Source organism: Streptomyces roseicoloratus, assembly GCF_004117935.1.
Classification (GTDB): Bacteria; Actinomycetota; Actinomycetes; order Streptomycetales; family Streptomycetaceae; genus Streptomyces; species Streptomyces roseicoloratus.
The window spans coordinates 122,362-146,031 of the sequence record NZ_SDOY01000118.1; the positions used below are offsets into that span (position 1 = coordinate 122,362).

The window sequence follows — 23,670 nt, forward strand, 5'->3', positions numbered from 1 at the left end:
GTCAGCGGGCCGTCGCGGGTGAGGCCAGGGCCTTCGTCACGCCGTCCTCGCGTTCGCCGAGGAAGTGCGGGTCGGGCCGCAGTGCCGCGTCCAGGGCGGCCTTCCCCGCGGCGGCGAGCTCCCGGGTGGTGCCGTAGTACCAGGTGGCGTCGTGCGGTTCGGCGACGCCGACGCCGTACGACTCGACGCCCGCCGCGCCGCACAGGGCGACGGCCCGCTTGATGTGGAAGTCCTGGGTGACCAGGACGGCCCGGTCGACGCCGAAGATCTTCTTGGCACGGACGCAGGAGTCCCAGGTGTCGAAGCCCGCGTAGTCGCTGACGACCTTGTCGTCCGGGACCCCGCGTGCGGCGAGGTAGGCGCGCATGGCGCCGGGCTCGTCGTACTCGGTGCGGCTGTTGTCGCCGGTGACGAGGAGGACCCTGACCTTGCCGGTGCGGTAGAGCTCGGCGGCGGTGTCGAGCCGGTGCGCGAGGTACGGGGTGGGCCGGCCCTTCCACAGCCCGGCGCCGAAGACGACGGCGACGTCCTGCGCGGGCACGTCGGCGGTGGTGCCGAGCCGGTCCTGGGCGGTGAGGTGCATCCAGGTGGCCGGGGCGAGCGCGAGCACCGCGCCGGCCATCAGGGCCTGGACGGCGCGGCGGCGCCCCCGGGTGGTGCGGGGGAGCCGGGGCAGGCGGACGCCGCGCATGGGGTGGACCTCCGGGGTCGGGAAGGAGTGGTCGTCACTCCGTCCGACGCCGTTCGACCGGTCGCGGTTCGCCCGCGGCCCGATCGTTTCCGTACGGGGGTGTGCCGTGGAGGGGATCTCCGTGCGGAGGATGTCCGTGGAGGGGATGTCCGTGCGGAGGATGTCCGGGGAGGGGATGTCCGTGCGGAGGATGTCCGGGGAGGGGATGTCCGTGCGGAGGATGTCCCTGGACGGGATGTCCGTACAGAAGGACGGACAGACCCATCCCGATCACCATGCCGAGCAGCTGCGCGACGGCGAAGGCGGGCACGGAGCCGGGCGCGATGCCCGTGAACGAGTCGGAGAAGGCCCGGCCGACGGTGGCCGCCGGGTTGGCGAAGGAACCGGACGAGGTGAACCAGATGGCCGCGCCGATGTAGCCGGCGACGGCGACCGGGGCGAGCGAGAGCCGGCCGAGGCGGCGCAGGCCCTGGACGACGAGCACGAGCCCGGCGGTGGCGACCGCCTCGCCGAGCAGGAGGTGGACCTGGGCACGCGGTTCGGTGGCCAGGGCGGCGCCCGGCGCCCGCCCGAACATCGCCTCGGCGAGCAGCGCGCCCGAGACGGCGCCGGCGAGCTGGGCGGCGATGTACGCGAGGGCCTCGCGGCCGCCGTCCCTGGCCGCTCCGCCGTCCCCGCCGTCCCCGCCGGCTCCGCTGTCCTCGCGGCGCCGCGACCACCACTCGGAGAGGGTGACGACGGGGTTGAAGTGGGCACCGGAGAGCGGGCCGATGAGGGCGATGAGCAGCCCGAGGCCGATGGCGGAGGCGAGCGCGTTGGCGAGCAGCCGGACCCCGACGTCCTGGCTGAGGGAGTCGGCGCGGATGCCGGAACCGACGACGACGGCGACGAGTGCGGCGGTGCCGGTGAACTCGGCGAGGGCGCGCCGGGGGAGCGACGCGGGGGACATTCTCATAGTGGAAAAGATATTCCGTGATTCGGAACGAAAAAAGAGGGGAGGGTAGGAGCGGGACATCCGTACGATCCGCTGGTGATCATCGATGCCTCCGACGCGCACGGCACCGCCGGCGCTTCCGCACCTGCCGAGGGCTCCGGCACCGTCGACGCCTCCGGCACCGCCGCCGACGGTGCTGACGCCGTCGGCCTTCTCGGCGCCGCCGTCCGCAACAACGCCGACTGGTGCGACACCATGTGCCGCGCCCACGGCCTGACCGGTGCCTTCGGCCCGCGTGCCTGGACCAGTCCGCGCCGCAGCCCGCTCTACTACCCGGACGCCGTCACCCTCACCGCGGACGCCACGGCGGACGACGTCCTCGCCGGGATCGACCGCAGCGCTCCCGGCGCCTCGGTCAAGGACAGCCACGCCCGCCTCGACCTCGCCGCCGAGGGCTTCCGGCTGCTCTTCGAGGCGAGCTGGATCCACCGCCCCGCCGGCCTCCCGTCCCCGGCCGTCACCGGCGACTGGCAGACCGTCCGCACGCCCGGCGAGCTCGCTGCCTGGGCGCTCGCCTGGAGCGGCGGCGACGCGGACGAGGCGGCGCTCTTCCGCCCCGCGCTCCTCGACGACCCGGCGACCACGATCGTCGCCGGCCGCGCCGCCGACGGACGGATCCTCGGCGGCGCCGTCCTCACCGAATCCGCCGGCGTCACCGGCGTCTCCAACCTCTTCACGGCCGACGCCGACGAGGTTCCCGCCTCCTACGCCTGGGCCGGAGCCCTCGCCGCGGCCGCCCCCGGCCTCCCGGTCGTCGGCTACGAGTCGGGCGACGACCTGACCGCGGCCCTGGCGGAGGGCTTCACGCCGCTGGGCCCGCTGCGGGTGTGGCTGGACGCGTAGGAGGGACAGGAGGGACAAGAGGGGGAGGAGCGGCGGCAGGGCAGGTACGGGCAGTACGGGCAGCAAGGGCAGGCGGCAGCAGGCGCACGAGCCGCACGAGCCGCACGAGGTGTACGCGGCCTGGGAGTGCCAGCGCGGGGCCTGGGAGCCGACGGGGGCGGAGGGGGCGGGGGGCGGGGGCGGACGGGGGCGGAGGGGGCGGGGCCCTGGGGGTGGACGGCCTGACGGCCCCGCCCGCTCCGCCGTGAGGCCGCGGCAAACACCCGTGACCCGTGCGAAACGGCCAGGCAATCTGGCACCGGCAGGATCGGCGCATGACGACGTACGAGCCGGAACCCCTCTGCGACAGCGGCGCCGCCGACCTGCTCGGGCGCATCGGCAGCCGGGTCGGCGACCGGCTCGGGCGGGTGGGGCCCTTCGCCGCCCGGTCCGCCGCCCCCACCCTCGTGGCCGTCGGGCACGGCAGCCGCGATCCCCGTGCCGCCGCCACGCTCCGGCTGCTCCTCGACCGGGTGCGCGAACTGCGGCCCGGGCTCGAGGTGCGGCTCGCGCACATCGAGCTGAACGCGCCGCTGCTCACGGACACGCTCGCGGAGCTCGCCGGGCTCGCCGGCCGGGACGCCGTCCTCGTGCCCCTCCTCTTCGCGCCCGGCCACCACGTCAAGCACGACCTGCCCGCCGCGCTCGCCGCGGCGCCCGCCGTGCGCGGCCGGATCGCCGAACCCCTCGGCCCGCACCCGCTGCTCGTCGAGGCCCTGGCCGACCGGCTCGCCGAGGCCGGCTGGACGTCCGAGGACGGTGCCTCGCCCGCCACCGGCGTGGTCCTCGCCGCCGCCGGCTCCCGCGACCCCGAGTCCGCCGACACCGTCCGCCGCATCGCCGCCCGGCTCGCCGGGCGCCTCGGGGGAGTGCCGGTGGTTCCCGCCTACGCCTCCGCCGCCGCACCCACCGTCCCCGAGGCGGTCCGCGCCCTCGCCGCGCGGGGCCGCCACCGCGTCGCCGTCGCCTCCTGCTTCACCGCACCCGGCCTCTTCGCGGCCCGCGCCGCCGACGCGGCGCCCTGGCTCGCCGCCGCCCCGCTCGGCGCCCACCCGGCCCTGGCCCGGCTGGTGTTGCACCGCTACGACCAGGCCCTCGCCCGCGCCCCGCACCGGGAGCTCCTCGCCGCCCGCTGACCCCGCCCGGCCGGCAACGCGGCCCGCCTTCCTCCGAGTTGCGGCCCCGAAGCCGCATCCCTCTCGCGTCCCGGTCCCGTTTGTCCGTCCCGCCCGTTACCTTCGGTGCATGGAAGGCATCACGGATCCCAAGGACAACGGCATCAGCGACAGCACCGACCGCGACAGCACCGACCGCGACAGCACCGACCGCGACAGCCACGCGCACCGCCGCGACGGCCACGGCGCCACCGCCACCGACACCGACACTCCCGGCTACGACTCCGCCGCCACCGAGCGCTGGGCCGCCGAGCCCGACAAACGGCCCGGGCGGACCGCCTTCCAGCGCGACCGGGCGCGCGTCCTGCACTCCGCCGCGCTGCGCAGGCTCGCCGGGAAGACCCAGGTCGTCACACCCGGCACCCGCAGCCACGCCTGGGACGCCAGTCCCCGCACCCGGCTCACCCACTCCCTCGAGTGCGCCCAGGTCGGCCGCGAGCTCGGCGCCGCACTCGGCTGCGACCCCGACCTCGTCGAAGCGGCCTGCCTCGCCCACGACATGGGCCACCCGCCGTTCGGGCACAACGGCGAGCAGGCGCTCAACGACGTCGCCAAGGACTGCGGCGGCTTCGAGGGCAACGCCCAGTCGCTGCGGCTGCTCACCCGGATCGAGCCCAAGCGGTTCATCGCCGACCCCGTCACCGGCGAGCCGCTCAGCGTCGGCCTCAACCTCACCCGGGCCTCCCTCGACGCCGCCGTCAAGTACCCGTGGACCCGTGGCGGCCACCCCACCGACCCCGGGTCGAACAAGTTCGGCGTCTACGAGGACGACCTGCCCGTCTTCGAGTGGATCAGGGCCGGCGCGCCCGACCGGCGCAAGTGCTTCGAGGCCCAGGTCATGGACTGGTCCGACGACGTGGCGTACTCGGTGCACGACGTCGAGGACGGCCTGCACGCCGGCCACATCGACCCCAACCTGCTGCTCGCCGAGCCCGAGCGCGCCGACATCTGGGCGGTCGCCCTCGGCCGCTACGTACCGGAGGACACCGACCCGCAGGAGCTCTCCGACGCCCTCGACCGGCTCCTCGACCAGGACTGGTGGCCGCACGGCTACGACGGCTCGGCCGTCGCCCAGGCCCGGTTGAAGGACGCCACCAGCCAGCTCATCGGCCGCTTCTGCCTGGCCGCGGAGGCCGCCACCCGACAGGCATGGGGCTCCGGCCGCCTCACCCGCTACGGCGCCGAGCTGGTCGTCCCGCGCGAGACCCGCAACGAGTGCGCCGTCCTCAAGGCCGTCGCCGACCGCTACGTCATGCAGCGCGCCGAGCAGGAGGCCCTGCGCGCCGACCAGCGGATCGTCGTCGCCGAGCTGGCCGAGGCGCTCGTCGCCCGCGCGCCCGAAGGTCTCGAACCCCAGTTCAGGGCCATGTTCGTCAGCGCGCGCGACGACCGTTCCCGCAAGCGGGTGATCGTGGACCAGATCGCCTCCCTCACCGACGCCTCCGCCCGCGCCCTCCACGCCCGCCTCCGCAACCCCCGTGGCTGAGGGCCGTTCGCCCTCTTCCGCGGGCCGGGCGGGTGCGGGACCCTCGCATGCACGTCCCGGAGGCGCCCCGAGGCGGAAGGGCCCGGCCCGGGCCGGCGGGGGCGTAGCGTAGGGAACCGGTCGCAACGAGGAGGAATCAACGTGGTCGACGCAGATCAGACCTTTGTCATCGTCGGCGGTGGCCTGGCCGGGGCCAAGGCGGCGGAGACACTGCGCGCGGAGGGGTTCAAGGGCCGGGTGATCCTCATCGGCGACGAACGCGACCACCCCTACGAACGTCCCCCGCTGTCCAAGGGCTACCTCCTCGACAAGGACTCCCGCGACTCCGTCTTCGTCCACGAGCCCGCCTGGTACGCCCGGCACGACGTCGAGCTGCACCTCGGCCAGACGGTCACCGCCATCGACCGCGACGCCCGCACGGTCCGCCTCGGCGACGGCACCGTCATCCGCTTCGACAAGCTGCTCCTCGCCACCGGCGCCGAGCCCCGCCGCCTCGACGTGCCCGGCACCACCCTCGCCGGCGTCCACCACCTGCGCCGGCTCGCCCACTCCGAGCGGCTCCGCGACGAGCTGCGGGCCCTCGGCCGCGACAACGGCCACCTGGTCATCGCGGGCGCCGGCTGGATCGGCCTGGAGGTGGCCGCCGCGGCCCGTACGTACGGCGCCGAGGTCACCGTCATCGAGACCGACCCCACCCCGCTGCACCGGGTCCTCGGCCCCGAACTCGGCCAGCTCTTCGCCGACCTGCACACCGAGCACGGCGTCCGCTTCCACTTCGGCGCCCGGCTCACCGAGATCACCGGCCAGGACGGCATGGTCCTCGCGGTCCGCACCGACGACGGCGAGGAGCACCCGGCCCACGCCGTCCTCATCGCCATCGGCGCCGCCCCGCGCACCGCCCTCGCCGAGAACGCCGGGCTCGCGCTCGTCGACCGCGCCGACGGCGGCGGCGTCGCCGTCGACGAGTCGCTGTGCTCCTCCGACCCCGACATCTACGCGGCCGGGGACGTCGCCGCCTTCGACCACCCCCTCCTCCACCACCGCATCCGCGTCGAGCACTGGGCCAACGCCCTCAACGGCGGCCCCGCCGCCGCCCGCGCCATGCTCGGCAGGCCCGTCTCCTACGACCGCGTCCCGTACTTCTTCTCCGACCAGTACGACCTCGGCATGGAGTACTCCGGCTGGGCACCGCCCGGCTCGTACGACCAGGTCGTGGTGCGCGGCGACACCGGGAAGCGCGAGTTCATCGCCTTCTGGATCAAGGAGGGCCGGGTGATCGCCGGCATGAACGTGAATGTGTGGGACGTCACAGATCCGATCCAGAGCCTCATCCGCTCCCGTACCCAGGTGGACACCGAGGCCCTGGCGAACCCGTCCGTCCCCCTGGACAGCCTCGTCCCGTAGCCCGCACCGTCCGTGGGACGCCCCCCGGACCCCCGTAGAATCTCTACGTGGCAGGCAGGATCAACGATGACGACGTGAAGGCGGTACGGGACGCGGTCCCGATCGACGCCGTCGTGTCCGAGTACCTCCAGCTCCGCAACGCCGGCGGCGGGAACCTCAAGGGACTCTGCCCCTTCCACGACGAGAAGTCGCCCTCCTTCCAGGTCAGCCCCAGCAAGGGACTGTTCCACTGCTTCGGCTGCCAGGAGGGCGGCGACACCATCGCCTTCGTGATGAAGATCGACCACCTCTCCTTCTCGGAGACGGTCGAGCGCCTCGCCGCCAAGGCGGGCATCACCCTGCGCTACGAGGAAGGCGGCTACAACCCCGGCCACCAGCGCGGCGAACGCACCCGCCTGGTCGAGGCCCACACGATCGCCGCCCAGTACTACGCCGACCAACTCGGCTCCGCCGAGGCCGAGATCGGCCGGAAGTTCCTCGCCGAGCGCGGCTTCGACCAGGCCGCCGCCGAGCACTTCGGCGTCGGCTACTCCCCGGCCGGCTGGGACCACCTCACCCGCTTCCTGCGCGGCAAGGGCTTCACCGACCGCGAGCTGATCCTCTCCGGCCTCTCCCAGGACGGCCGCCGCGGCCCCATCGACCGCTTCCGCGGCCGGCTGATGTGGCCGATCAAGGACGTCGGCGGCGACGTCGTCGGCTTCGGCGCCCGCAAGCTCCGCGAGGACGACAACGGGCCCAAGTACCTCAACACGCCCGAGACGCCGATCTACAAGAAGTCCCAGGTGCTCTACGGCATCGACCTCGCCAAGAAGGACATCGCCAAGGTCAGCCGCGCCGTCGTCGTCGAGGGCTACACCGACGTCATGGCCTGCCACCTGGCCGGCGTCACCACCGCCATCGCCACCTGCGGCACCGCCTTCGGCGGCGAGCACATCAAGATCCTGCGCCGCCTCCTCATGGACAACGGCTCGGCCCGGGTCATCTTCACCTTCGACGGCGACGCCGCCGGCCAGAAGGCCGCCCTGCGCGCCTTCGAGGACGACCAGAAGTTCGCCGCCGAGACCTACATCGCCATCGCGCCCGACGGCATGGACCCCTGCGAGCTGCGCCTCGCCAAGGGCGACGAGGCCGTCGCCGACCTGGTCCAGCCCCGCACCCCGCTCTTCGAGTTCGCGCTGCGCCAGATTGTCGGCCGCTACGACCTGGAGATCCCCTCCGGCCGGGCCGCCGCGCTCGACGAGGCCGCGCCCGTCGTCGCCCGCATCAAGAACATCGCCTCGCAGCACGAGGTCGCCGTCCAGCTCGCCGGCATGCTCGGCATCCTCGACACCCAGTTCGTGGTCCGCCGGGTCGCCCAGATCGCCCGCTGGCAGCGCGACCGAGGCGGCCGGGACCAGGGCCCCGGACCGGGCCAGGGCCCCGCGCGCGGCGGTGCCCGGCCGCAGCGCGGCTACGCGGACGTCCAGGCGCCCGCCGCCCAGGCCGGACCCGCACTCCACCTGCGCAGCCCCGCCCACCGCACCGAGCGCGAGCTGCTCAAACTCGCCCTCCAGCGCCCCGAACTCGTCTCCCCGGCCTTCGACGCGTACGGCGTCGACGAGTTCACCGCCCCGCCCTACGCCGCCGTCCGCCAGTGCATCCAGGACGCCGGCGGCGCCACCGGCGCACCCGCCGACTACCTCGACGCGGTCCGCGAGGCGGCACCCGACGACACCGTCCGTGCCCTCGTCACCGAACTCGCCGTCGAGACGATCTTCGCGAAGACCATCGACGAGGTCTACGCCGGAGCCCAGCTCGTCCAGGTCCGGCTGCGCGCCGTCGACCGGCGCATCCGCGACGTCCAGGGCGCCCTCGCCCGGCTCGGCGCCCACGGCGACCCCGCACGGCTCGCCGCCGTCCAGAACGAGCTGTGGGTGCTCACCCAGTACGGGCAGTCGCTGCGCACCCACGGCGCCGCCGCACTCTGACGTTCGGTCACCTGTCGAACTCAAAAAGTCACCGCACGCCCCTCGTGGCAGCGATGTGTCGTACCCCACACTGGGTCACGGTGCCGTCCCGCTGCCCGTACGACCGCGTACGCCCCCCGAACCGGCAGCGATCACCCACCCCCTGGAGGTCGCCCCCCGTGCAGACCCAGACCCAGACCCCCGCCGTGTCCGAGCCCTCTCCGGTGGAGCTGGTGGCCGTGGAGCAGGAGACGGAGGCCGGACCCGAAGCGGAGCCGGCGGTGCCGGCCCAGCGCCGCCGCGTCGACCTCGGCGGGAACGGGCCCTCCTCCGACCTCTTCCGGCAGTACCTGCGCGAGATAGGCCGCGTGCCGCTGCTCACCGCGGAGGAGGAGGTCGAGCTCGCCCGCCGCGTCGAGGCCGGGCTGTTCGCCGAGGAGAAACTCGCCAACACCCCCGACCTCGACTCCCGGCTCGCCCACGACCTGGACCGGCTCGTGGTCCTCGGCCGGATCGCCAAACGCCGACTCATCGAGGCCAACCTGCGCCTCGTCGTCTCCGTCGCCAAACGCTACGTGGGCCGCGGCCTGACCATGCTCGACCTGGTCCAGGAGGGCAACCTCGGCCTCATCAGGGCCGTGGAGAAGTTCGACTACGCGCGCGGCTACAAGTTCTCCACGTACGCGACCTGGTGGATCCGCCAGGCGATGTCCCGGGCCCTCGCCGACCAGGCCCGGACCATCCGCGTCCCCGTCCACGTCGTCGAACTCATCAACCGCGTCGTCCGCGTCCAGCGGCGGATGCTCCAGGAACGCGGCTACGAACCCACCGCCGAGGAGGTCGCCGCCCAGCTCGACCTGGCCCCCGAACGGGTCGGCGAGGTGCTGCGGCTCGCCCAGGAACCGGTCTCGCTGCACGCACCCGTCGGCGAGGAGGATGACGTCGCCCTCGGCGACCTCATCGAGGACGGCGACGCCGCGTCCCCCGTCGAGTCCGCCGCCTTCCTGCTGCTGCGCCAGCACCTGGAGGCCGTGCTCTCCACCCTCGGCGAGCGCGAACGCAAGGTCGTCCAGCTGCGCTACGGCCTCGACGACGGCAGGCCCCGCACCCTGGAGGAGATCGGACAGCTCTTCGGCGTGACACGCGAACGCATCCGCCAGATCGAGTCCAAGACCCTCGGCAAGCTGCGGGACCACGCCTACGCGGACCAGCTGCGCGGCTACCTGGACTGAACCGCCGCTCCGGGACCGGCGGTTCAGTCCACCTCGGCGACCGCCTGCGCGAACTGCGCCGCGTACAGCCGGGCGTACGCCCCGCCCGAGGACAACAGCTCCTCGTGCGTGCCCTGTTCGACGATCGAGCCGTTCTCCATCACCAGGATCACGTCGGCGTCCCGGATGGTGGAGAGCCGGTGCGCGATCACGAACGACGTACGGCCGTGCGCGAGGCGGGCCATCGCCTTCTGGATCAGCACCTCGGTACGGGTGTCGACCGAGCTGGTCGCCTCGTCGAGGACCAGGATCACCGGGTCGGACAGGAACGCCCGCGCGATGGTGATCAGCTGCTTCTCACCGGCGCTGACCCCCGCACCGTCGTCGTCGATGACGGTGTCGTAGCCCTCGGGCAGGGTGCGGATGAAGCGGTCGGCGTGCGCCGCCTTCGCGGCCCGCTCGATCTCCTCGCGGGTGACCTGGCGGGTGGCGCCGTAGGCGATGTTCTCGGCGATGGTGCCGCCGAACAGCCAGGTGTCCTGGAGCACCATGCCGATGCCCGCCCGCAGGTCCTCGCGGGTCATCCTCGCGACGTCGACGCCGTCGAGGGTGATCCGGCCGCCGGTCACCTCGTAGAACCGCATGAGCAGGTTGACCAGCGTGGTCTTGCCGGCGCCGGTCGGGCCGACGATCGCGACCGTCTGCCCCGGCTCCACCGCAAGCGACAGGTCCTCGATCAGCGGCTTGTCCTCCTCGTAGCGGAAGGAGACCCCCTCCAGCGCCACCCGGCCCTTCAGCTCGGTCGGCTTCTCGCTCACCGGCGCGTCCGGCTCCTGCTCCTCCGCGTCGAGCAGCTCGAAGATCCGCTCGGCGGAGGCCACGCCCGACTGCACCAGGTTCGCCATCGACGCGACCTGCGTCAGCGGCATCGAGAACTGCCGCGAGTACTGGATGAAGGCCTGCACGTCACCGATGGACAGGCTGCCGCTCGCCACCCGCAGACCGCCGACCACGGCCACCAGCACGTAGTTGAGGTTCGAGACGAACAGCATCACCGGCTGCATGACCCCGCTGTTGAACTGGGCCTTGAACCCGGCCTCGTACAGCGCGTCGTTCTGCTCGTGGAAGTCCTCCGCGGACTCCCGCTGCCGCCCGAAGACCTTCACCAGCGTGTGACCGGTGTACATCTCCTCGATGTGCGCGTTCAGCTTGCCCGTGGACTTCCACTGCTGCACGAAGTGCGGCTGCGAGCGCTTGCCGATCCGCGTCGCCACGACCACCGACAGCGGCACCGTGACGAGCGCCACCAGCGCGAGCAGCGGCGAGATCCAGAACATCATCGCGAGCACGCCGACGATCGTGAGCAGCGAGTTGATCAGCTGGCCCATCGACTGCTGGAGGGTCTGCGAGACGTTGTCGATGTCGTTGGTCGCCCGCGACAGCACCTCGCCCCGCTTGGCCTGGTCGAAGTACGACAGCGGCAGCCGCGCCAGCTTCGCCTGGATGTCCTCGCGCATCCGGTAGACCGTGCGGTTGATCACCTTGATCGACATGCGGGTCGAGACCAGCATCAGCAGGCCCGCCAGCACGTACACGCCGAGCGCCAGGCCCAGCACCTCGCCGACCGCGGAGAAGTCGATGCCCCGGCCCGGGGTGAAGTCCACCCCGGACAGCATGTCCGCCATCCCGCCGTCGCCCTTGGCGCGCAGCGCCTCCAGCGCCTGCGCCTTCGTGGTGCCCGCGGGCATCTGCCGCCCGACCACACCCGCGAAGACCAGGTCGGTCGCCCGGCCCAGGATCTTCGGCCCGACCACGGAGGCCGCCACCGACAGCACGCCGGCGACCAGCATCAGCCACAGCGTGCCCCGCTCCGGCGCCAGCTGCCTCAGCAGCCGCTTGCCCGAGCCCTTGAAGTCCATCGACCTCGAGTCCGGCCCGCCGCCGGCCATCATTCGTCCGCCAGGACCGGCCATCAGGCAGCCTCCGCCTCGGTCAGCTGGGAGAGCACGATCTCCCGGTACGTCTCGTTCTCCGCCATCAGCTCGTGGTGCCGGCCCGCGCCGACCACCCGGCCCTCGTCGAGGACCACGATCCGGTCGGCGTCCCTGATCGTCGACACCCGCTGGGCGACGATCACCACGGTCGCGTCGGCCGTCTCCTCGGCGAGCGCGGCCCGCAGCAGGGCGTCCGTCTCGTAGTCGAGCGCGGAGAAGGAGTCGTCGAAGAGATAGATCTCCGGCTTCTGCACCAGCGTCCTGGCGATCGCCAGACGCTGCCGCTGACCGCCGGACACGTTCGTGCCGCCCTGGGCGATGGGCGCGTTCAGCCCGCCCTCCAGCTTGCTGACGAAGTCCTTGGCCTGGGCCACCTCCAGGGCGTGCCACAGCTCCTCGTCCGTCGCGTCCGGCTTGCCGTACCGCAGGTTCGTCGCCACCGTCCCGGAGAACAGGTACGGCTTCTGCGGCACGAGGCCGACCGTGCGCGCCATGAGCTCCGGGTCGAGCGTCCGCACGTCCACGCCGTCCACCAGGACCTCTCCGCCGGTCACGTCGAACAGCCGCGGCACCAGACCGAGCAGCGTCGACTTGCCGGAGCCCGTCGAACCGATGATCGCGGTGGTCTCGCCCGGCCGGGCGACCAGCTCGACGTCCCGCAGCACCGACTCCTCCGCGCCCGGGTACCGGAAGTCCGCGCTCCTGACCTCCAGATGACCACGCCGGTCCAGGGTCCGCACCGGCTCGGTCGGCGGCACCACGCTGGACTCGGTGGCCAGGACCTCCTCGATGCGCTCGGCGCACACCTCGGCGCGCGGCACCATCATGAACATGAAGGTGGCCATCATCACGGCCATCACGATCTGCATCAGATACGCGAGGAAGGCCGTGAGCGCGCCGATCTCCATGGCGCCGCTGTCGATGCGGTGCGCGCCGAACCAGACGACGGCGATCGACGACACGTTCACGACCGTCATCACGGTCGGGAACATCAGCGCCATCAGCCGGCCGGTGGACATCGACACGTCGGTCAGCTCGACGTTGGAGCCCTTGAACCGCTCGCGCTCGTAGCCGTCGCGCACGAAGGCCCGGATCACCCGGTTGCCGGTGATCTGCTCGCGCAGCACCCGGTTCACCGTGTCGAGCCGCTCCTGCATGGTGCGGAACAGCGGCCGCATGCTCCGGACGATCAGCGAGACCGCGATGCCCAGCACCGGCACCACCGCGATCAGCACCGCCGACAGCGGCACGTCCTGGCCGAGTGCCATCACGATGCCGCCGACGCACATGATCGGCGCGGAGACCATCAGGGTGAACGCCATCAGCGTCAGCATCTGGACCTGCTGCACGTCGTTGGTCGTCCGGGTGATCAGCGACGGCGCGCCGAAGTGCCCGACCTCCCGGGCGGAGAAGGACTGCACCCGGTCGAAGACCGCGGCCCGCACGTCCCGCCCGAGCGCGGCCGCGGTCCGCGCGCCGTAGTAGACGGCCGCGATGTTGCAGACGACCTGCACGAGGGACACGCCGACCATCAGCGCGCCGAACCGCAGGATGTAGCCGGTGTCCCCGTGGACGACACCGTTGTCGATGATGTCCGCGTTCAGGGTGGGCAGATAGAGCGTCGCGCTGGTCTGCAGCAGCTGCAGCAGGACCAGCACGGCGATGGGTTTGCCGTACGGCCGGAGGAAGGTACGGAGAAGTCTTATGAGCACGGGTCCTACTATCGCCCGCGCCCTCACGGCGTTACGACTCGTCGAGGCCTCGGCGGCGAGCCTTGCGAAGTCTTTACGAAACGGTGCCGGTCCGTAATGGGACGAGAGCGGATCGGCGGACGGCCGGCGCACCGGAGGCGCGGGGCGCGGCCGGGTGTCGGGCGCTGGAGGCGCGGCGGCGGCCGGGCGTCGGAGGCGCCGAGGTGTGGCCGGGCGTCGGGCGCTTCCCGGACGCCGCGGGTACGGAAGGCGCGGGGGTGACCAGGCTTCAGGTCCGGGAGGCGCCGAGGTGTGGCTGCGCGTCAGGCGCCTCCCGGACGCCGCAGGCGCGGGCGACGCAGGGACGGGCGCGCGTCAGGTGCCTCCCGGACGCCGCAGGCGCGGGAGACGCAGGGGCGGCCGGGCCTCAGGCGCTGAACGCGCCGGGGTGGATCTGCTCCCGCGTCGCCGTGTACTGCTGCCGTACGGCCTGCCCGACCGTGAGCTCCTCGCCCGCCTCGAAGACCTGCGCCGCCGCGCCCTGCCAGGCCGGCGGGGCGGTCGGGGAGAGCGCGCCCTGCGAGACGCCGAGGGCCCACGCGGCCTGCCGGGCGGCGCCGAGGGCCGCGTACTCGGCCGGCTGCGGCACGACGACCTGCGCGCCGAACAGCGCGGGCGCCATGGCCTGCACGGCGGGCAGCCCGGCGGCGGCGCCGAGCAGGAACACCCGGCGCACCTCGACGCCCCGCCCGCGCAGCACGTCCATGGCGTCGGCGAGCGAGCAGAGCATGCCCTCGAAGGAGGCCCGGGCGAGGTGTTCGGGCTTCATCGACTCGCGGCGCAGTCCGGCGAGGGTGCCGGCGGTGTGCGGCAGGTGCGGGGTGCGCTCGCCCTCCAGGTAGGGCAGCAGGACGAGCCCGGAGGCACCGGGCGTCGAGGTGAGCGCGAGCGCGGAGAGCTCCTCCAGCGACTCGACTCCGAGCAGCTCGGCGGTGCCGCGCAGCGCCCGTACGGCGTTCGAGGTGTGCACGACCGGCAGGTGCATGCCGGCGGCGTCGGCGAAGGAGGTGATCATGCCGTGGGGGTCGGTCAGGGCCTCGTGGTGGACGGCCATGACGGAGCCCGAGGCGCCCAGCGAGACGACGGCGTCGCCGACGCCGAGCCCGAGGCCGAGGGCGGCGGCCATCGTCTCGCCGGTCCCGGCGGAGATCAGCAGGCCCTCGGGCGTGGTCCCGGCGGCCTCGGCGGGCCCGAGCACCTCGGGCAGCGCGGCCTGATGGCCCAGGGCGAGCTCGACGAGGTCGGGCCGGTAGGCGCCGTTGCGGGCGGACCAGTAGCCGGTGCCGGAGGCGGCGCCGCGGTCGGTGGTGCGGCGCGCGGGGCGGCCGAGCAGCTGCCAGACCAGCCAGTCGTGCGGCTGGAGGATCATCGCGACGCGCTGGGCGTGCTCGGGTTCGGTGCGGGCGAGCCAGCGCAGCTTGGCGACGGGAAGCCCGGAGGCCGGCACGTTCCCGACGGCCTCGGTCCACGCCTGCCGCCCGCCGAGGCCCTCGACGAGATCGGCGGCGGCGACCTGCGCCCGCTTGTCGTTGCCGACCAGGGCGGGCCGGACGAGCCCGCCCTGCGCGTCGAGCGGCACGAGCCCGTGGCCCTGCGCGGAGACACCGATGGCCTGCACGCCTTCGAGCAGCCCGCCGGTCGCGGCCTCGCCGAGGGACAGCAGCCAGGCCTGCGGATCGACGTCCACGGCCTTGGGCTCCAGGGGGTGCGGGGCATGGCCGTGACGCAGCACGGCACCCGTCTCGCTGTCACAGACGACGATGCGCGTGGAATCGGAAGAACTGTCCAGACCGGCGACTATCCCCATGGCACATGATTCTGCCGTACGTCAGGTGTTGCTGGTGCCCCAGTCGTCGTCCTCGTACTGCGCGACCTGGCCGTTGTGGCTGCGCCGCGCCCGGATCCTCTGCGCCTGCTCCCCGGCGGCGTGGAACGCCTTCCCGGCCGCCTGCCGCCCGGTCTGCGCGGCGGACTCGGCCGCGTTGCGCACCGCGGGGTTCTCGGCGACCTGCTTGGCCGACTTCTTCATCCGCTCGTACACCTCGCGTCCGGCCCGGGTCCCGATCAGGAAACCGAGGCCCAGTCCGGCGACGAACACCAGCTTGTACCGCACGCTGCGATCCTTCCCTGGAGCGTCCTGGGGATACCGATTGGCGGAGCACCCCCCTGCTTGCGCTAATCTATGTCTCGCAGCGAGCGCCCGCCCCCCGGGCAAGGCCGGAGGTGGGACCGTTCGTCGCAACGCAGCAATCCCCTGTAGCTCAATTGGCAGAGCAGCCGGCTGTTAACCGGCAGGTTACTGGTTCGAGTCCAGTCGGGGGAGCGCGATCCCCTGTAGCTCAATTGGCAGAGCATTCGGCTGTTAACCGGAGGGTTGCTGGTTCGAGTCCAGCCGGGGGAGCCACACGGAAGAGGACCCTTCGGGGTCCTTTTTCGTTCCCGGTGGAACCACCGGCCCGCCTGGGCAGTCTTCCAGATCGGCAGGGCCGCCCATCCGGAGCAGGAGATCGTATGAGCGGCTATGCTGCGGCAGACGGCGCGCACACTTGTACGTGCCGTGGTGTACGGGGCGGTAGCTCAGCCGGTTAGAGCAGCGGACTCATAATCCGTCGGCCGTGGGTTCGAGTCCCACCCGCCCCACCAAGAAAAACGTTCTGACCTGTGAAAACGCCCTGAAGGGGTGTTTTCGCGTGCAGCGGTCGCCTCCCAGTGGTGCAGCGAAACGGGTGCCCGCGGCTTGCCTCGTAAGGGCCGTACCTTCTCGACCTGCGGTTTCAGGTGGAGCGTGGGGTGATGGCCGCATCGATGATCCCACGACGATCCCACGGCTCCTGGATATGACACGCCGCACATCGCGCGGAACGTCCGTGCCTTTGTCGCCGCTGATCAGTCCCGGGAAATGCTGCTCAGCAGTCTCGGACCGCCCGCTTCGATCCGTCTCCTCGGTGCGTAAAGACTACGGCGACTTGGTCACGTAGAGTGACCGTCCGTCGTGCCGGGCCGCGCAGGCTGCGCCTCGCCGGCACCTCGACGTCGTCGGTGCGCCCTGGACGGTCGGCGACCGTGTCGCCGGCCTGGCGCCGGCCACCTCAAGCCCGTCGGTACCCATGCAGGACGCCTGGGATCGCGGCTACGGCGCGCGCCGACCGTATTCTGGGGACAACGGGAAGGAGCCGTTGATGAGCGTCGAGGCGATCATGCACACCGAGTTCCCCGAGGGATACACGGTCTTCTTCGGTGCCGACGGGAAGGTGATCATGACTCCGCAGAGCTTGGAGCACTCCAGCACGATCAAGTCGTTGCAGTACGACACGATCGTGTCGCTCGGGCGCCACGCGAAGACTGTCTCGGACGTCTATCTCGACTTCCCGGCGGACGAGAACTCCGCTCCCGATCTCGCGATCCTGCGCGAGGACTCCCAGAGGGTGGGCAAGCGCTATAGCTTCGAGGACGTCCTGCTGATCGCGGAGGTGGTGTCCGTCTCCTCGGCGCGCAAGGACTACGACGACTGTACCGCCAAGTACGGCCGCTACGGCATCCCCGTCTACCTGGTGGTAGACCCGTACGCCGCGGAGGTCGTCGTCCACACGCAGCCCACCGGAACCGGCTACATCGCGGCGCACACGCACAAGTACGGCACCGGCAAGCTCCCCATCGATCTGGCCGACGGCCGCACCTTCACTCTCGACCTGGACGAGCTGCCCCGACCCGAACCGGAGACCGGCGCGCGCTGACGAGCCGACTGCTGGTGGCCGGGATGAAGCCGGCGTGTCAGCGGTGGTCATTGAAGCGCGGGGTGTGAGTGACGATTTCAGGCCGCGACCGACTGTCGATGATCTTGTCAGGCTGATTCCGGCGGTCGTCCCCCTTGAGCGCGTCGACGCGGAGCTGGTGGTGATGGGGAGCGGTATGGGGCGCTCGCCGGTTTTGCGCCCGAACTCGGGACTCCGGTCTGGTGCGAGCAGGTCCTGGAGGCGATGCATCCCGGTGACCCGGCCGCCCAGCGGACGGTGCTTGCGGTACTGAACGGCGGGCGGGTCCTGCCGGTCCCCGGGCGAACCGGCGTGCCGCGTCGGCTGACGGTCCCATGATGGCGGCCGGCGGCTGGGGCGCGGCCTGGAAGTACACCAAGTGTCGCCTACGTCGCGGCGGTCTTCGTGCCGGGAGTCACGGGCTTCAAGGGGATCAAGGCGCTCGGCGGCGTGAAGACCACCGCCAAGCCGCTGGTGAAGGCCGGCAACGCCGATGACTTCCTCGAGATCGCTGGTGGCGCCGCCACCGAGATCATCGGTGTCAACGGCATCAGGGACAACCGCTTCTGGGTATGTGTCACATGACGTGGTGAAGTCCCGGCGCTCCCCGCGCTGGATCGTCACCCCATCCGTTTCACCGTCAGTTGCATGCACGTGGGCGCGGTGCACGCCGCGGAATTCGCCGCGCCCGCTGCTTCCGGGCACAGCGGCAATCGCTGCCTCGGTCACTGGGAGACGACCGAAGGTCGGCCCCCCTCCATGCCGGATGAACCGCTCGAACCGGACAGCTGTCCACCTGGGGCGACGGGGAGGGCAACCCTCGGCGTTCTGCCCAGAGCCCAGAGCCCAAAGTCGGGGACGGCCTGTGTCGTACGTGGGTGCGACACTTCGGTCCATGTCCCTCGCCGATCTCGCCTTCGACCAGTGGCGGTCTGTCGACCTGCCCACCGCACGCCGTGTCGCCCAGGCGGCCGCTGACACGGTGAGCGGCCAGGTGGTCTCTGTCGAGACCACGGAGCACCTCGGTGCACCGCTGCACCGCGTCCGGATCGAGTGGAGGGGGCAGGAGTTCGCTCTCGTACCCGGCGGCACGGTGGCTGTCGGATTCGACCTCGACGCGTGGCAACCCACACCCGAACAGGTCGCCGACTACGCCGAGAGCGTCGAGCAGGGTTTCGGCCGCGGCGCTGATCTGAGGGCTCACCTGGCGCGGGAGCTCAGTCCGCGCCGGAACGTCACCCTGGCCGCCGTTCTCATGGCCGTCGAGGCCGAGAGGCTGACCGAGCCGCCCGCCGAGATGCCGGCCGTCCTGGCGGCCCGCGGTCTGCGCATGCCGAGCTCCGACGAGTGGGAGCACGCCTGCGGTGCCACGGCGGGCACCCTGTTCCGTTGGGGTGACGAATGCCCCCTCGACCGCTGTCCCTCTGGGGATCGCACCGGACCACAGAACCAGCTCAATGCCTTCGGTCTGCGCATCGCACACGACACGTACGACGCGGAGCTGACAAGCGATGTGACCGCGGTACACGGCGGCGACGGTGGTGAGTCGGTGTGCGGTGGGTACGGCAGTTTCCTGGCCTGGCTCCCCCTCGCCACCGCCAACCGCAATCCCTCCATGGCCGAGTTCGTGTACGGCCCCGACGGCGAGGGTCTCTGCCAGGACTTCTCCACCCGGCCCGTGCTCGCCTTGTGAGCCGGAGCCGGTAGGAGAGGGGGGAGTGCGGCGGGCCGCAGTCCGAGGGACGCTCTCCTTGCTGCAGGGAGGCGGGAGGGGAACGAGTTCCGCCCGCTCGTGCAGCAGGCAGGCAATCCTGTCGGCCTCGCCGGACCCCTGGTCCTCGACCCGGTGCTGCGCCACGGCAGTCAGTTCCGCTCCCCTCGATCGCTTCGAGATCAGTCGTCGCGTCGAACCCCTTGGAGGCCACGACGTGGAAACCCGTCCCGGCCAGCCGACGTCGCGGAGACGTAGCCGTACATCACACCCACGGGGCGATCATTCCCCGACCCGACCCGACCCGACCCGACCCGACCCGACCCGGCGCCCCGGCCGGTAGACGCGAGGAAGGGACTCCTCCCGCGGCCGAACCGTTCGGCATGGGCCGTACGGAGGGTGGCGCAAGCCGGCTCGGTCATCGCCCGGAAGAGCCTGCCTGGTCCGTGGCCGTCAGGTGGTACGTCGTGTCGATCCAGAAGCCGCCCGACGTGCTGCCCTTGATCTCCAGGACGTACTGGCCCGGTGTCAGCGGTGCGATGCCCGCCCAGACGCCCCAGGCGAGGTGCATGCGGAGGTCCACGCGGAAGAGCGGCGCGGTGAACTCGCGGAGGGGGAGCGGGACGCCGTTGAGGTGGGCGTCGGCGTTCGTCACGTCGAGCTTGAGCGGGACGCGCGAGTGCTGCTTGGTGTGGTGGATGTTGAGGACCGGGAAGAACACCGGCCGGTCGGAGGGGATCTCGCAGCGGCGGACCACCTGGCCGCCGTACGTGCCGGCGAGGAACCACACGTCGTCGGGCTGCCGCCAGTCCGCGTGCTCGCCGGTCCGGTCGGCGACCGGGCTGCGGTCGTCCGGGGCCGACAGAGCCCACTGCCACCAGCGGGCCGCGAGCACGCCGCCCTCCTGGTCGCTCATCCGCCAGGCTCCCGTACTCGATGTCATGGCGCTGCCACCCTCCCCTTCGTCCGATCGACGAGGTGCACCTTACGAGGTCATGGCCAGGCCCATCAGCACGGCGGTGACAATCGGCAGGGCGGTGATCGCGAGGACCGATCCCGCCGCCACGAAGCGTGGTACGCGCCACGCGCGGCGGCGTGGAAGGAGCCACGCCACGGCGAGCAGGACCACGGCGAGGTAGAGCAGCTTCTCGGCGACGCTCGTGCTGCCGCCGATCCCGCCGGACATCAGGATCTCGCCCACCAGCAGGGGCAGACCGATCAGCGTCGCCGTGAGAGGGGCCTGCCACCAGGTCGTGTGCTCCATCAGCGAGGCCAGTCGACCATCGCGTTGAAGATCACGACGCTCACGAGAACCGTGAGCGGGGCCGCCGCCGCGAAGCCCATGCGGCGGGCGGTGTGGCGGACGCGGCGGGGCAGGAACCAGGACGTCGTCAGGAACGCCAGGGAGAGGACCAGGCCCCCGGCGAAGACCCAGAAGGCGGGCAGGAAGCTCTCGGTGAAGCGGCGGCTCTCCGCCGGGCCGCACGGGTCGCAGGCCATCGGGGAGAGCATCGCGTTGATCAGGGCCAGGAAGCCCGCGGGGAGGGTGATCACCGTGGAGACGAGCGGGGCGACCCAGCCGCCGCCCGTCGTCCGCGCGTCCGGTTCGGCGGGGGTTCCGGTTGCCTGGGCGAGCCCGGTCGGCTCGGTTGGCCCGGTCGTCTCGGTCGGCTCGGTCACCTCGGCCGGCTCGCGCGCCTCGGTCGGCTCCGTCGGCCGGGTCGCCTCGGGTGCCTCCGTGGGTTCGGAGGGGGGTTCGGGGGTGTTCGGCTGCTGCATGGTGGCAGCTAAGCGCAGGCCCCGGGAGGGGCGGATGAGCACGCGTACTCATCCGCCCCTCCTCACCTGCCTAGTACGTGATGATCGCCGGGTCCGTCACCCCCGGCGCGCCCGTTTCCACGTGGCCCGCCAGGCGGCGGAGGTAGTCCGGGGTCGACGCGGACGTGATCGTCACGTCGTACCAGCGGGCGGAGGCCGTGAGGGCGAGCGTGTGGGTGGTCGTCGCGTTCTGGGGGACCGTCAGGGTCTTCGGGGTGCCCTCGTAGGCGTTGGTGATCGTGACGGTGGTGGAGGGGCCCGGGTTGGTGAAGGTGAGGTCCAGGGCACCGGTCGTCGCGTTGTGGCGGGCCCTCACCTCCGGGACCGGCGTCTTGCCGGGGGAGCGGAAGCGGCGGAGGAAGCCGTTGGGGCCGTGGACCGTGAGGTCGGTGAGGCCCTTGCTGTACCTGGTGTTCCAGGTATCCGAGAGGGACGTGCCCGGTTCGGTCGTGTACGTCCACGGGACGTCCGTACGGTTCGCCGAGGTGATGTAGAACTGCGCGCCGGCCGACGGGCCGCCGCTGAGGGTGAGGCGGAAGGTGCCGGCCGTGACGTCCGCGGCGCCGTCGACGTAGGGGGCGTAGCGCAGCGGGCGGGTGGGCTTCGCCCCCGGCTCCTGGCGGGGCATCGTGCCGACGGCCGGGGCCGTGGCCATGAAGTCGGGGTGACGGTTGCGGTCCGGCGGGTAGTAGCCCTCCGTCGGGGGCAGCGCGGCCGGCGCGGTCTGCGAGCGTGAGAAGTCGAAGGCCGAGGTCAGGTCGCCGCACACGGCCCGCCGCCACGGCGAGATCTGCGGCTCGCGCACGCCGAAGCGGGTCTCCATGAAGCGGATGATCGACGTGTGGTCGAAGGTCTCCGAGCAGGTGTAGCCGCCGGTCGACCAGGGAGAGACGACGATCATGGGGACGCGCGGGCCCAGCCCGTACGGGCCGGCCGCGTAGCCGGTCCTGCCCGGGAACCAATCGAGCGTGGTCGGGGTCGTCGACAGGCCCTGGGCGGCCGATCCCGGGGCGTACGGCGGGACGACGTGGTCGAAGAAGCCGTCGTTCTCGTCGTACGTGACGAACAGGGCGGTACGGGCCCACACGTCGGGGTTCGAGGTCAGCGCGTCCAGGACCTGCGCGATGTACCAGGCGCCGTAGTTGGAGGGCCAGTTGGCGTGCTCGGAGAAGGCCTCCGGCGCGGCGATCCAGGAGATCTGCGGCAGGGTGCCCGCCTGCACGTCCGCGCGCAGCCGGTCGAAGTAGCCCTCGCCGTTCTTGCTGTCCGTGCCCGTGCGGGCCTTGTCGTAGAGCGGGTTGCCGGGCTGGGCGTTGCGGTAGTTGTCGAAGTAGAGGAGCGAGTTGTCGCCGTAGTTGCCGCGGAAGGCGTCGTTGATCCAGCCCCAGTGGCCGGCGGCGTTCAGGCCGTCTCCGACGTCCTGGTAGATCCTCCACGAGATCCCGGCCGCCTCCAGACGTTCGGGGTAGGTCGTCCAGCCGTAGCCCGCCTCGGCGTTGTTGAGGACGGGGCCGCCGCCCATGCCGTCGTTGCCGGTGTGGCCGGTCCACAGGTAGTAGCGGTTGGGGTCGGTCGCGCCGATGAACGAGCAGTGGTACGCGTCGCAGATGGTGAAGGCGTCGGCGAGGGCGTAGTGGAACGGGATGTCCTCGCGGGTGAGGTACGCCATGGTGGCCTTGGTCTTGGCCGGGATCCAGTTGTCGTACCGGCCCTTGTCGAAGGCGCTCTGGCCGCCCTGCCAGTCGTGGTTGAGCCCCTGGAGGTACTCCATGCCGAGCTTGTCGCTGGTCGGACGGAAGGGCAGGGTGACCCTGCCGGCGCCGTCCGCCTGGTTCCAGACCGATTTCCCGCTGGGCAGCGTCACCGGGCGCGGGTCGCCGAAGCCCCGTACGCCCTTCAGCGCGCCGAAGTAGTGGTCAAAGGAACGGTTCTCCTGCATCAGGACCACGATGTGCTCGATGTCCTGGATCGTGCCGGTCGTGCCCTGCGCCGGTATGGAGGCGGCGCGGGCGATGCTGTTCGACAGCATGCCGAACGCGGCGGTACCGCCGGCGAGTTGCAGGAACCGGCGGCGATTGAGGTCGGCCATGGGGAGCTTCCTCCGGGGTGGGGGATCGGAGAGCAGGGGTACGGGACGCCGTCGGTGACGGGGCGCTCCAAGGAGAGCGCCCGCGAACTTCCGCCCGGCGGCCGTCCCATGACTGCCCGTCGTACACGAAGCGAATCCCCCGTACTCGAACGTGAAAATCCACCATGGCCGAACGTGAATGATCACAAGCGAACGCCCCTCGCCGGATCCTGCCGGTGAGGGGCGTTCGCATGTCGGGAGATGTCCGTGCACGTCCCCGGTGTGTGGGGGTGTCGGTCCGGCTACTCGACGACGAGCTCGACCCGGATGTTGCCGCGCGTCGCCTTCGAGTACGGGCAGAACGCGTGGGTCTTCTCCAGGAGGGCGTGGCCGGCCTCGCCCTGGAGGTGGTCCGGGAACTCGGCGCGCATCACGACCGCGAGACCGAAGCCGCCGTCGGCCGCGTCCTTGCCGATGGAGACCTCGGCGGTGACGGAGGCCTCGGAGACGTCGATCTTCTCCTGACGGGCCACGACGCCCATGGCGCTCGCGAAGCAGGCCGCGTAGCCGGCGGCGAAGAGCTGCTCCGGGTTGGTGCCCTGACCGTTGCCGCCGAGGGCCACCGGGTGGGCGAGGGGGAGGTCGATGTGGCCGTCCGAGCTGACGGCGCGGCCCTCACGGCCGTTGGCGGTGGCGACTGCGGTGTAGATGGCGTCCATGGATTCCTCTTCCGTCCTCTTCCCCGCCCTGTGCTGGGGTGCCCTTCATTTATAGCGCGCCATTAGAT

General features: G+C 71.9%; 19 protein-coding genes, 3 tRNA genes and 1 pseudogene. 12 read left to right on the forward strand and 11 right to left on the reverse strand.

Going from position 1 to position 23,670, the window contains the following annotated elements; translation table 11 throughout:
• Position 1: 1 nt before the first annotated feature.
• Together ESG85_RS16360 and ESG85_RS16365 are read right to left on the reverse strand one after the other, a co-directional pair.
• The gene (locus tag ESG85_RS16360; protein ID WP_128979945.1) at positions 2 to 691 is read right to left on the reverse strand and encodes a SanA/YdcF family protein; all 690 of its coding nucleotides are present in this window, start codon (positions 689 to 691) and stop codon (positions 2 to 4) included.
• A gap of 34 nt (positions 692 to 725) precedes the next feature.
• Positions 726 to 1,646: an aquaporin gene (locus ESG85_RS16365; RefSeq protein WP_246095071.1), complete on the reverse strand. Its 921-nt coding sequence runs from the start codon at positions 1,644 to 1,646 to the stop codon at positions 726 to 728.
• 234 nt (positions 1,647 to 1,880) lie between these two features.
• On the opposite strand from ESG85_RS16365, the gene ESG85_RS16370 reads away from it, so the two are divergent.
• The 6 genes and pseudogenes from ESG85_RS16370 to ESG85_RS16395 all read left to right on the forward strand — a co-directional run bounded on the left by ESG85_RS16370 (position 1,881) and on the right by ESG85_RS16395 (position 9,810).
• The gene (locus ESG85_RS16370; protein ID WP_128980203.1) at positions 1,881 to 2,528 is read left to right on the forward strand and encodes a hypothetical protein; all 648 of its coding nucleotides are present in this window, start codon (positions 1,881 to 1,883) and stop codon (positions 2,526 to 2,528) included.
• 314 nt (positions 2,529 to 2,842) lie between these two features.
• Positions 2,843 to 3,703, forward strand: coding sequence for a sirohydrochlorin chelatase (locus tag ESG85_RS16375; RefSeq protein WP_128979947.1), 861 nt, complete (start codon positions 2,843 to 2,845; stop codon positions 3,701 to 3,703).
• A 109-nt stretch (positions 3,704 to 3,812) separates the two neighbouring features.
• Positions 3,813 to 5,228: a deoxyguanosinetriphosphate triphosphohydrolase gene (locus ESG85_RS16380; protein ID WP_246095073.1), complete on the forward strand. Its 1,416-nt coding sequence runs from the start codon at positions 3,813 to 3,815 to the stop codon at positions 5,226 to 5,228.
• 141 nt (positions 5,229 to 5,369) lie between these two features.
• Positions 5,370 to 6,632 carry an NAD(P)/FAD-dependent oxidoreductase gene (locus tag ESG85_RS16385; RefSeq protein WP_128979948.1) on the forward strand — a complete coding sequence of 421 codons (1,263 nt, stop codon included), beginning with the start codon at positions 5,370 to 5,372 and terminating at the stop codon, positions 6,630 to 6,632.
• Between the two features lie 47 nt (positions 6,633 to 6,679).
• A complete protein-coding gene (gene dnaG / locus ESG85_RS16390) occupies positions 6,680 to 8,599 on the forward strand; it encodes a DNA primase (protein ID WP_128979950.1) in 1,920 nt (639 codons plus the stop codon).
• Positions 8,600 to 8,690: 91 nt separating this feature from the next.
• Positions 8,691 to 9,810: pseudogene (locus ESG85_RS16395) on the forward strand (sigma-70 family RNA polymerase sigma factor).
• A gap of 23 nt (positions 9,811 to 9,833) precedes the next feature.
• Here the strand turns inward: ESG85_RS16395 and ESG85_RS16400 are convergent.
• The 4 genes from ESG85_RS16400 to ESG85_RS16415 all read right to left on the reverse strand — a co-directional run bounded on the left by ESG85_RS16400 (position 9,834) and on the right by ESG85_RS16415 (position 15,647).
• Positions 9,834 to 11,762, reverse strand: coding sequence for an ABC transporter ATP-binding protein (locus ESG85_RS16400; RefSeq protein WP_128979952.1), 1,929 nt, complete (start codon positions 11,760 to 11,762; stop codon positions 9,834 to 9,836).
• On the reverse strand, positions 11,762 to 13,495 hold the full coding sequence (locus ESG85_RS16405; protein ID WP_128979954.1) for an ABC transporter ATP-binding protein: 1,734 nt from the start codon (positions 13,493 to 13,495) through the stop codon (positions 11,762 to 11,764). The genes ESG85_RS16400 and ESG85_RS16405 overlap by 1 nt, the downstream gene beginning before the upstream one ends.
• A 406-nt stretch (positions 13,496 to 13,901) precedes the next feature.
• The gene (locus ESG85_RS16410) at positions 13,902 to 15,341 is read right to left on the reverse strand and encodes an FGGY family carbohydrate kinase (RefSeq protein ID WP_128979956.1); all 1,440 of its coding nucleotides are present in this window, start codon (positions 15,339 to 15,341) and stop codon (positions 13,902 to 13,904) included.
• A gap of 21 nt (positions 15,342 to 15,362) precedes the next feature.
• Positions 15,363 to 15,647, reverse strand: a complete 285-nt coding sequence (locus tag ESG85_RS16415) for a YtxH domain-containing protein (protein ID WP_128979957.1) — start codon at positions 15,645 to 15,647, stop codon at positions 15,363 to 15,365.
• A 137-nt stretch (positions 15,648 to 15,784) separates the two neighbouring features.
• On the opposite strand from ESG85_RS16415, the gene ESG85_RS16420 reads away from it, so the two are divergent.
• The 6 genes from ESG85_RS16420 (at position 15,785) to ESG85_RS16440 (ending at position 18,979) form a co-directional block, all read left to right on the forward strand.
• Positions 15,785 to 15,857: transfer RNA gene (locus ESG85_RS16420), tRNA-Asn, on the forward strand.
• A gap of 5 nt (positions 15,858 to 15,862) precedes the next feature.
• Positions 15,863 to 15,938 (forward strand) — tRNA-Asn (locus tag ESG85_RS16425).
• 162 nt (positions 15,939 to 16,100) lie between these two features.
• Positions 16,101 to 16,177: transfer RNA gene (locus ESG85_RS16430), tRNA-Ile, on the forward strand.
• A 536-nt stretch (positions 16,178 to 16,713) separates the two neighbouring features.
• Positions 16,714 to 17,268 carry a Uma2 family endonuclease gene (locus ESG85_RS16435; RefSeq protein ID WP_128979959.1) on the forward strand — a complete coding sequence of 185 codons (555 nt, stop codon included), beginning with the start codon at positions 16,714 to 16,716 and terminating at the stop codon, positions 17,266 to 17,268.
• Between the two features lie 468 nt (positions 17,269 to 17,736).
• A complete protein-coding gene (locus ESG85_RS36625) occupies positions 17,737 to 17,871 on the forward strand; it encodes a hypothetical protein (protein WP_281288049.1) in 135 nt (44 codons plus the stop codon).
• Positions 17,872 to 18,181: 310 nt separating this feature from the next.
• On the forward strand, positions 18,182 to 18,979 hold the full coding sequence (locus ESG85_RS16440) for a hypothetical protein (protein WP_128979961.1): 798 nt from the start codon (positions 18,182 to 18,184) through the stop codon (positions 18,977 to 18,979).
• Between the two features lie 436 nt (positions 18,980 to 19,415).
• Here ESG85_RS16440 and ESG85_RS16445 read toward each other — a convergent pair whose 3' ends face one another.
• From ESG85_RS16445 to ESG85_RS16470, 5 genes are all read right to left on the reverse strand, one after another.
• Positions 19,416 to 19,913, reverse strand: coding sequence for a hypothetical protein (locus tag ESG85_RS16445; protein WP_246095077.1), 498 nt, complete (start codon positions 19,911 to 19,913; stop codon positions 19,416 to 19,418).
• Between the two features lie 69 nt (positions 19,914 to 19,982).
• Positions 19,983 to 20,261 carry a hypothetical protein gene (locus ESG85_RS16450; protein WP_128979965.1) on the reverse strand — a complete coding sequence of 93 codons (279 nt, stop codon included), beginning with the start codon at positions 20,259 to 20,261 and terminating at the stop codon, positions 19,983 to 19,985.
• Positions 20,261 to 20,776, reverse strand: a complete 516-nt coding sequence (locus tag ESG85_RS35910) for a hypothetical protein (protein ID WP_246095078.1) — start codon at positions 20,774 to 20,776, stop codon at positions 20,261 to 20,263. Before ESG85_RS35910 ends, ESG85_RS16450 begins: the two co-directional genes overlap by 1 nt.
• Before the next feature lie 70 nt (positions 20,777 to 20,846).
• Entirely contained in the window at positions 20,847 to 22,904 is a 2,058-nt protein-coding gene (locus ESG85_RS16465; protein ID WP_128979967.1) for a phosphocholine-specific phospholipase C, read from the reverse strand.
• A gap of 281 nt (positions 22,905 to 23,185) precedes the next feature.
• Complete coding sequence (locus tag ESG85_RS16470; RefSeq protein ID WP_128979969.1) at positions 23,186 to 23,602, reverse strand: organic hydroperoxide resistance protein; 417 nt, start codon at positions 23,600 to 23,602, stop codon at positions 23,186 to 23,188.
• Between the last annotated feature and the right edge of the window lie 68 nt (positions 23,603 to 23,670).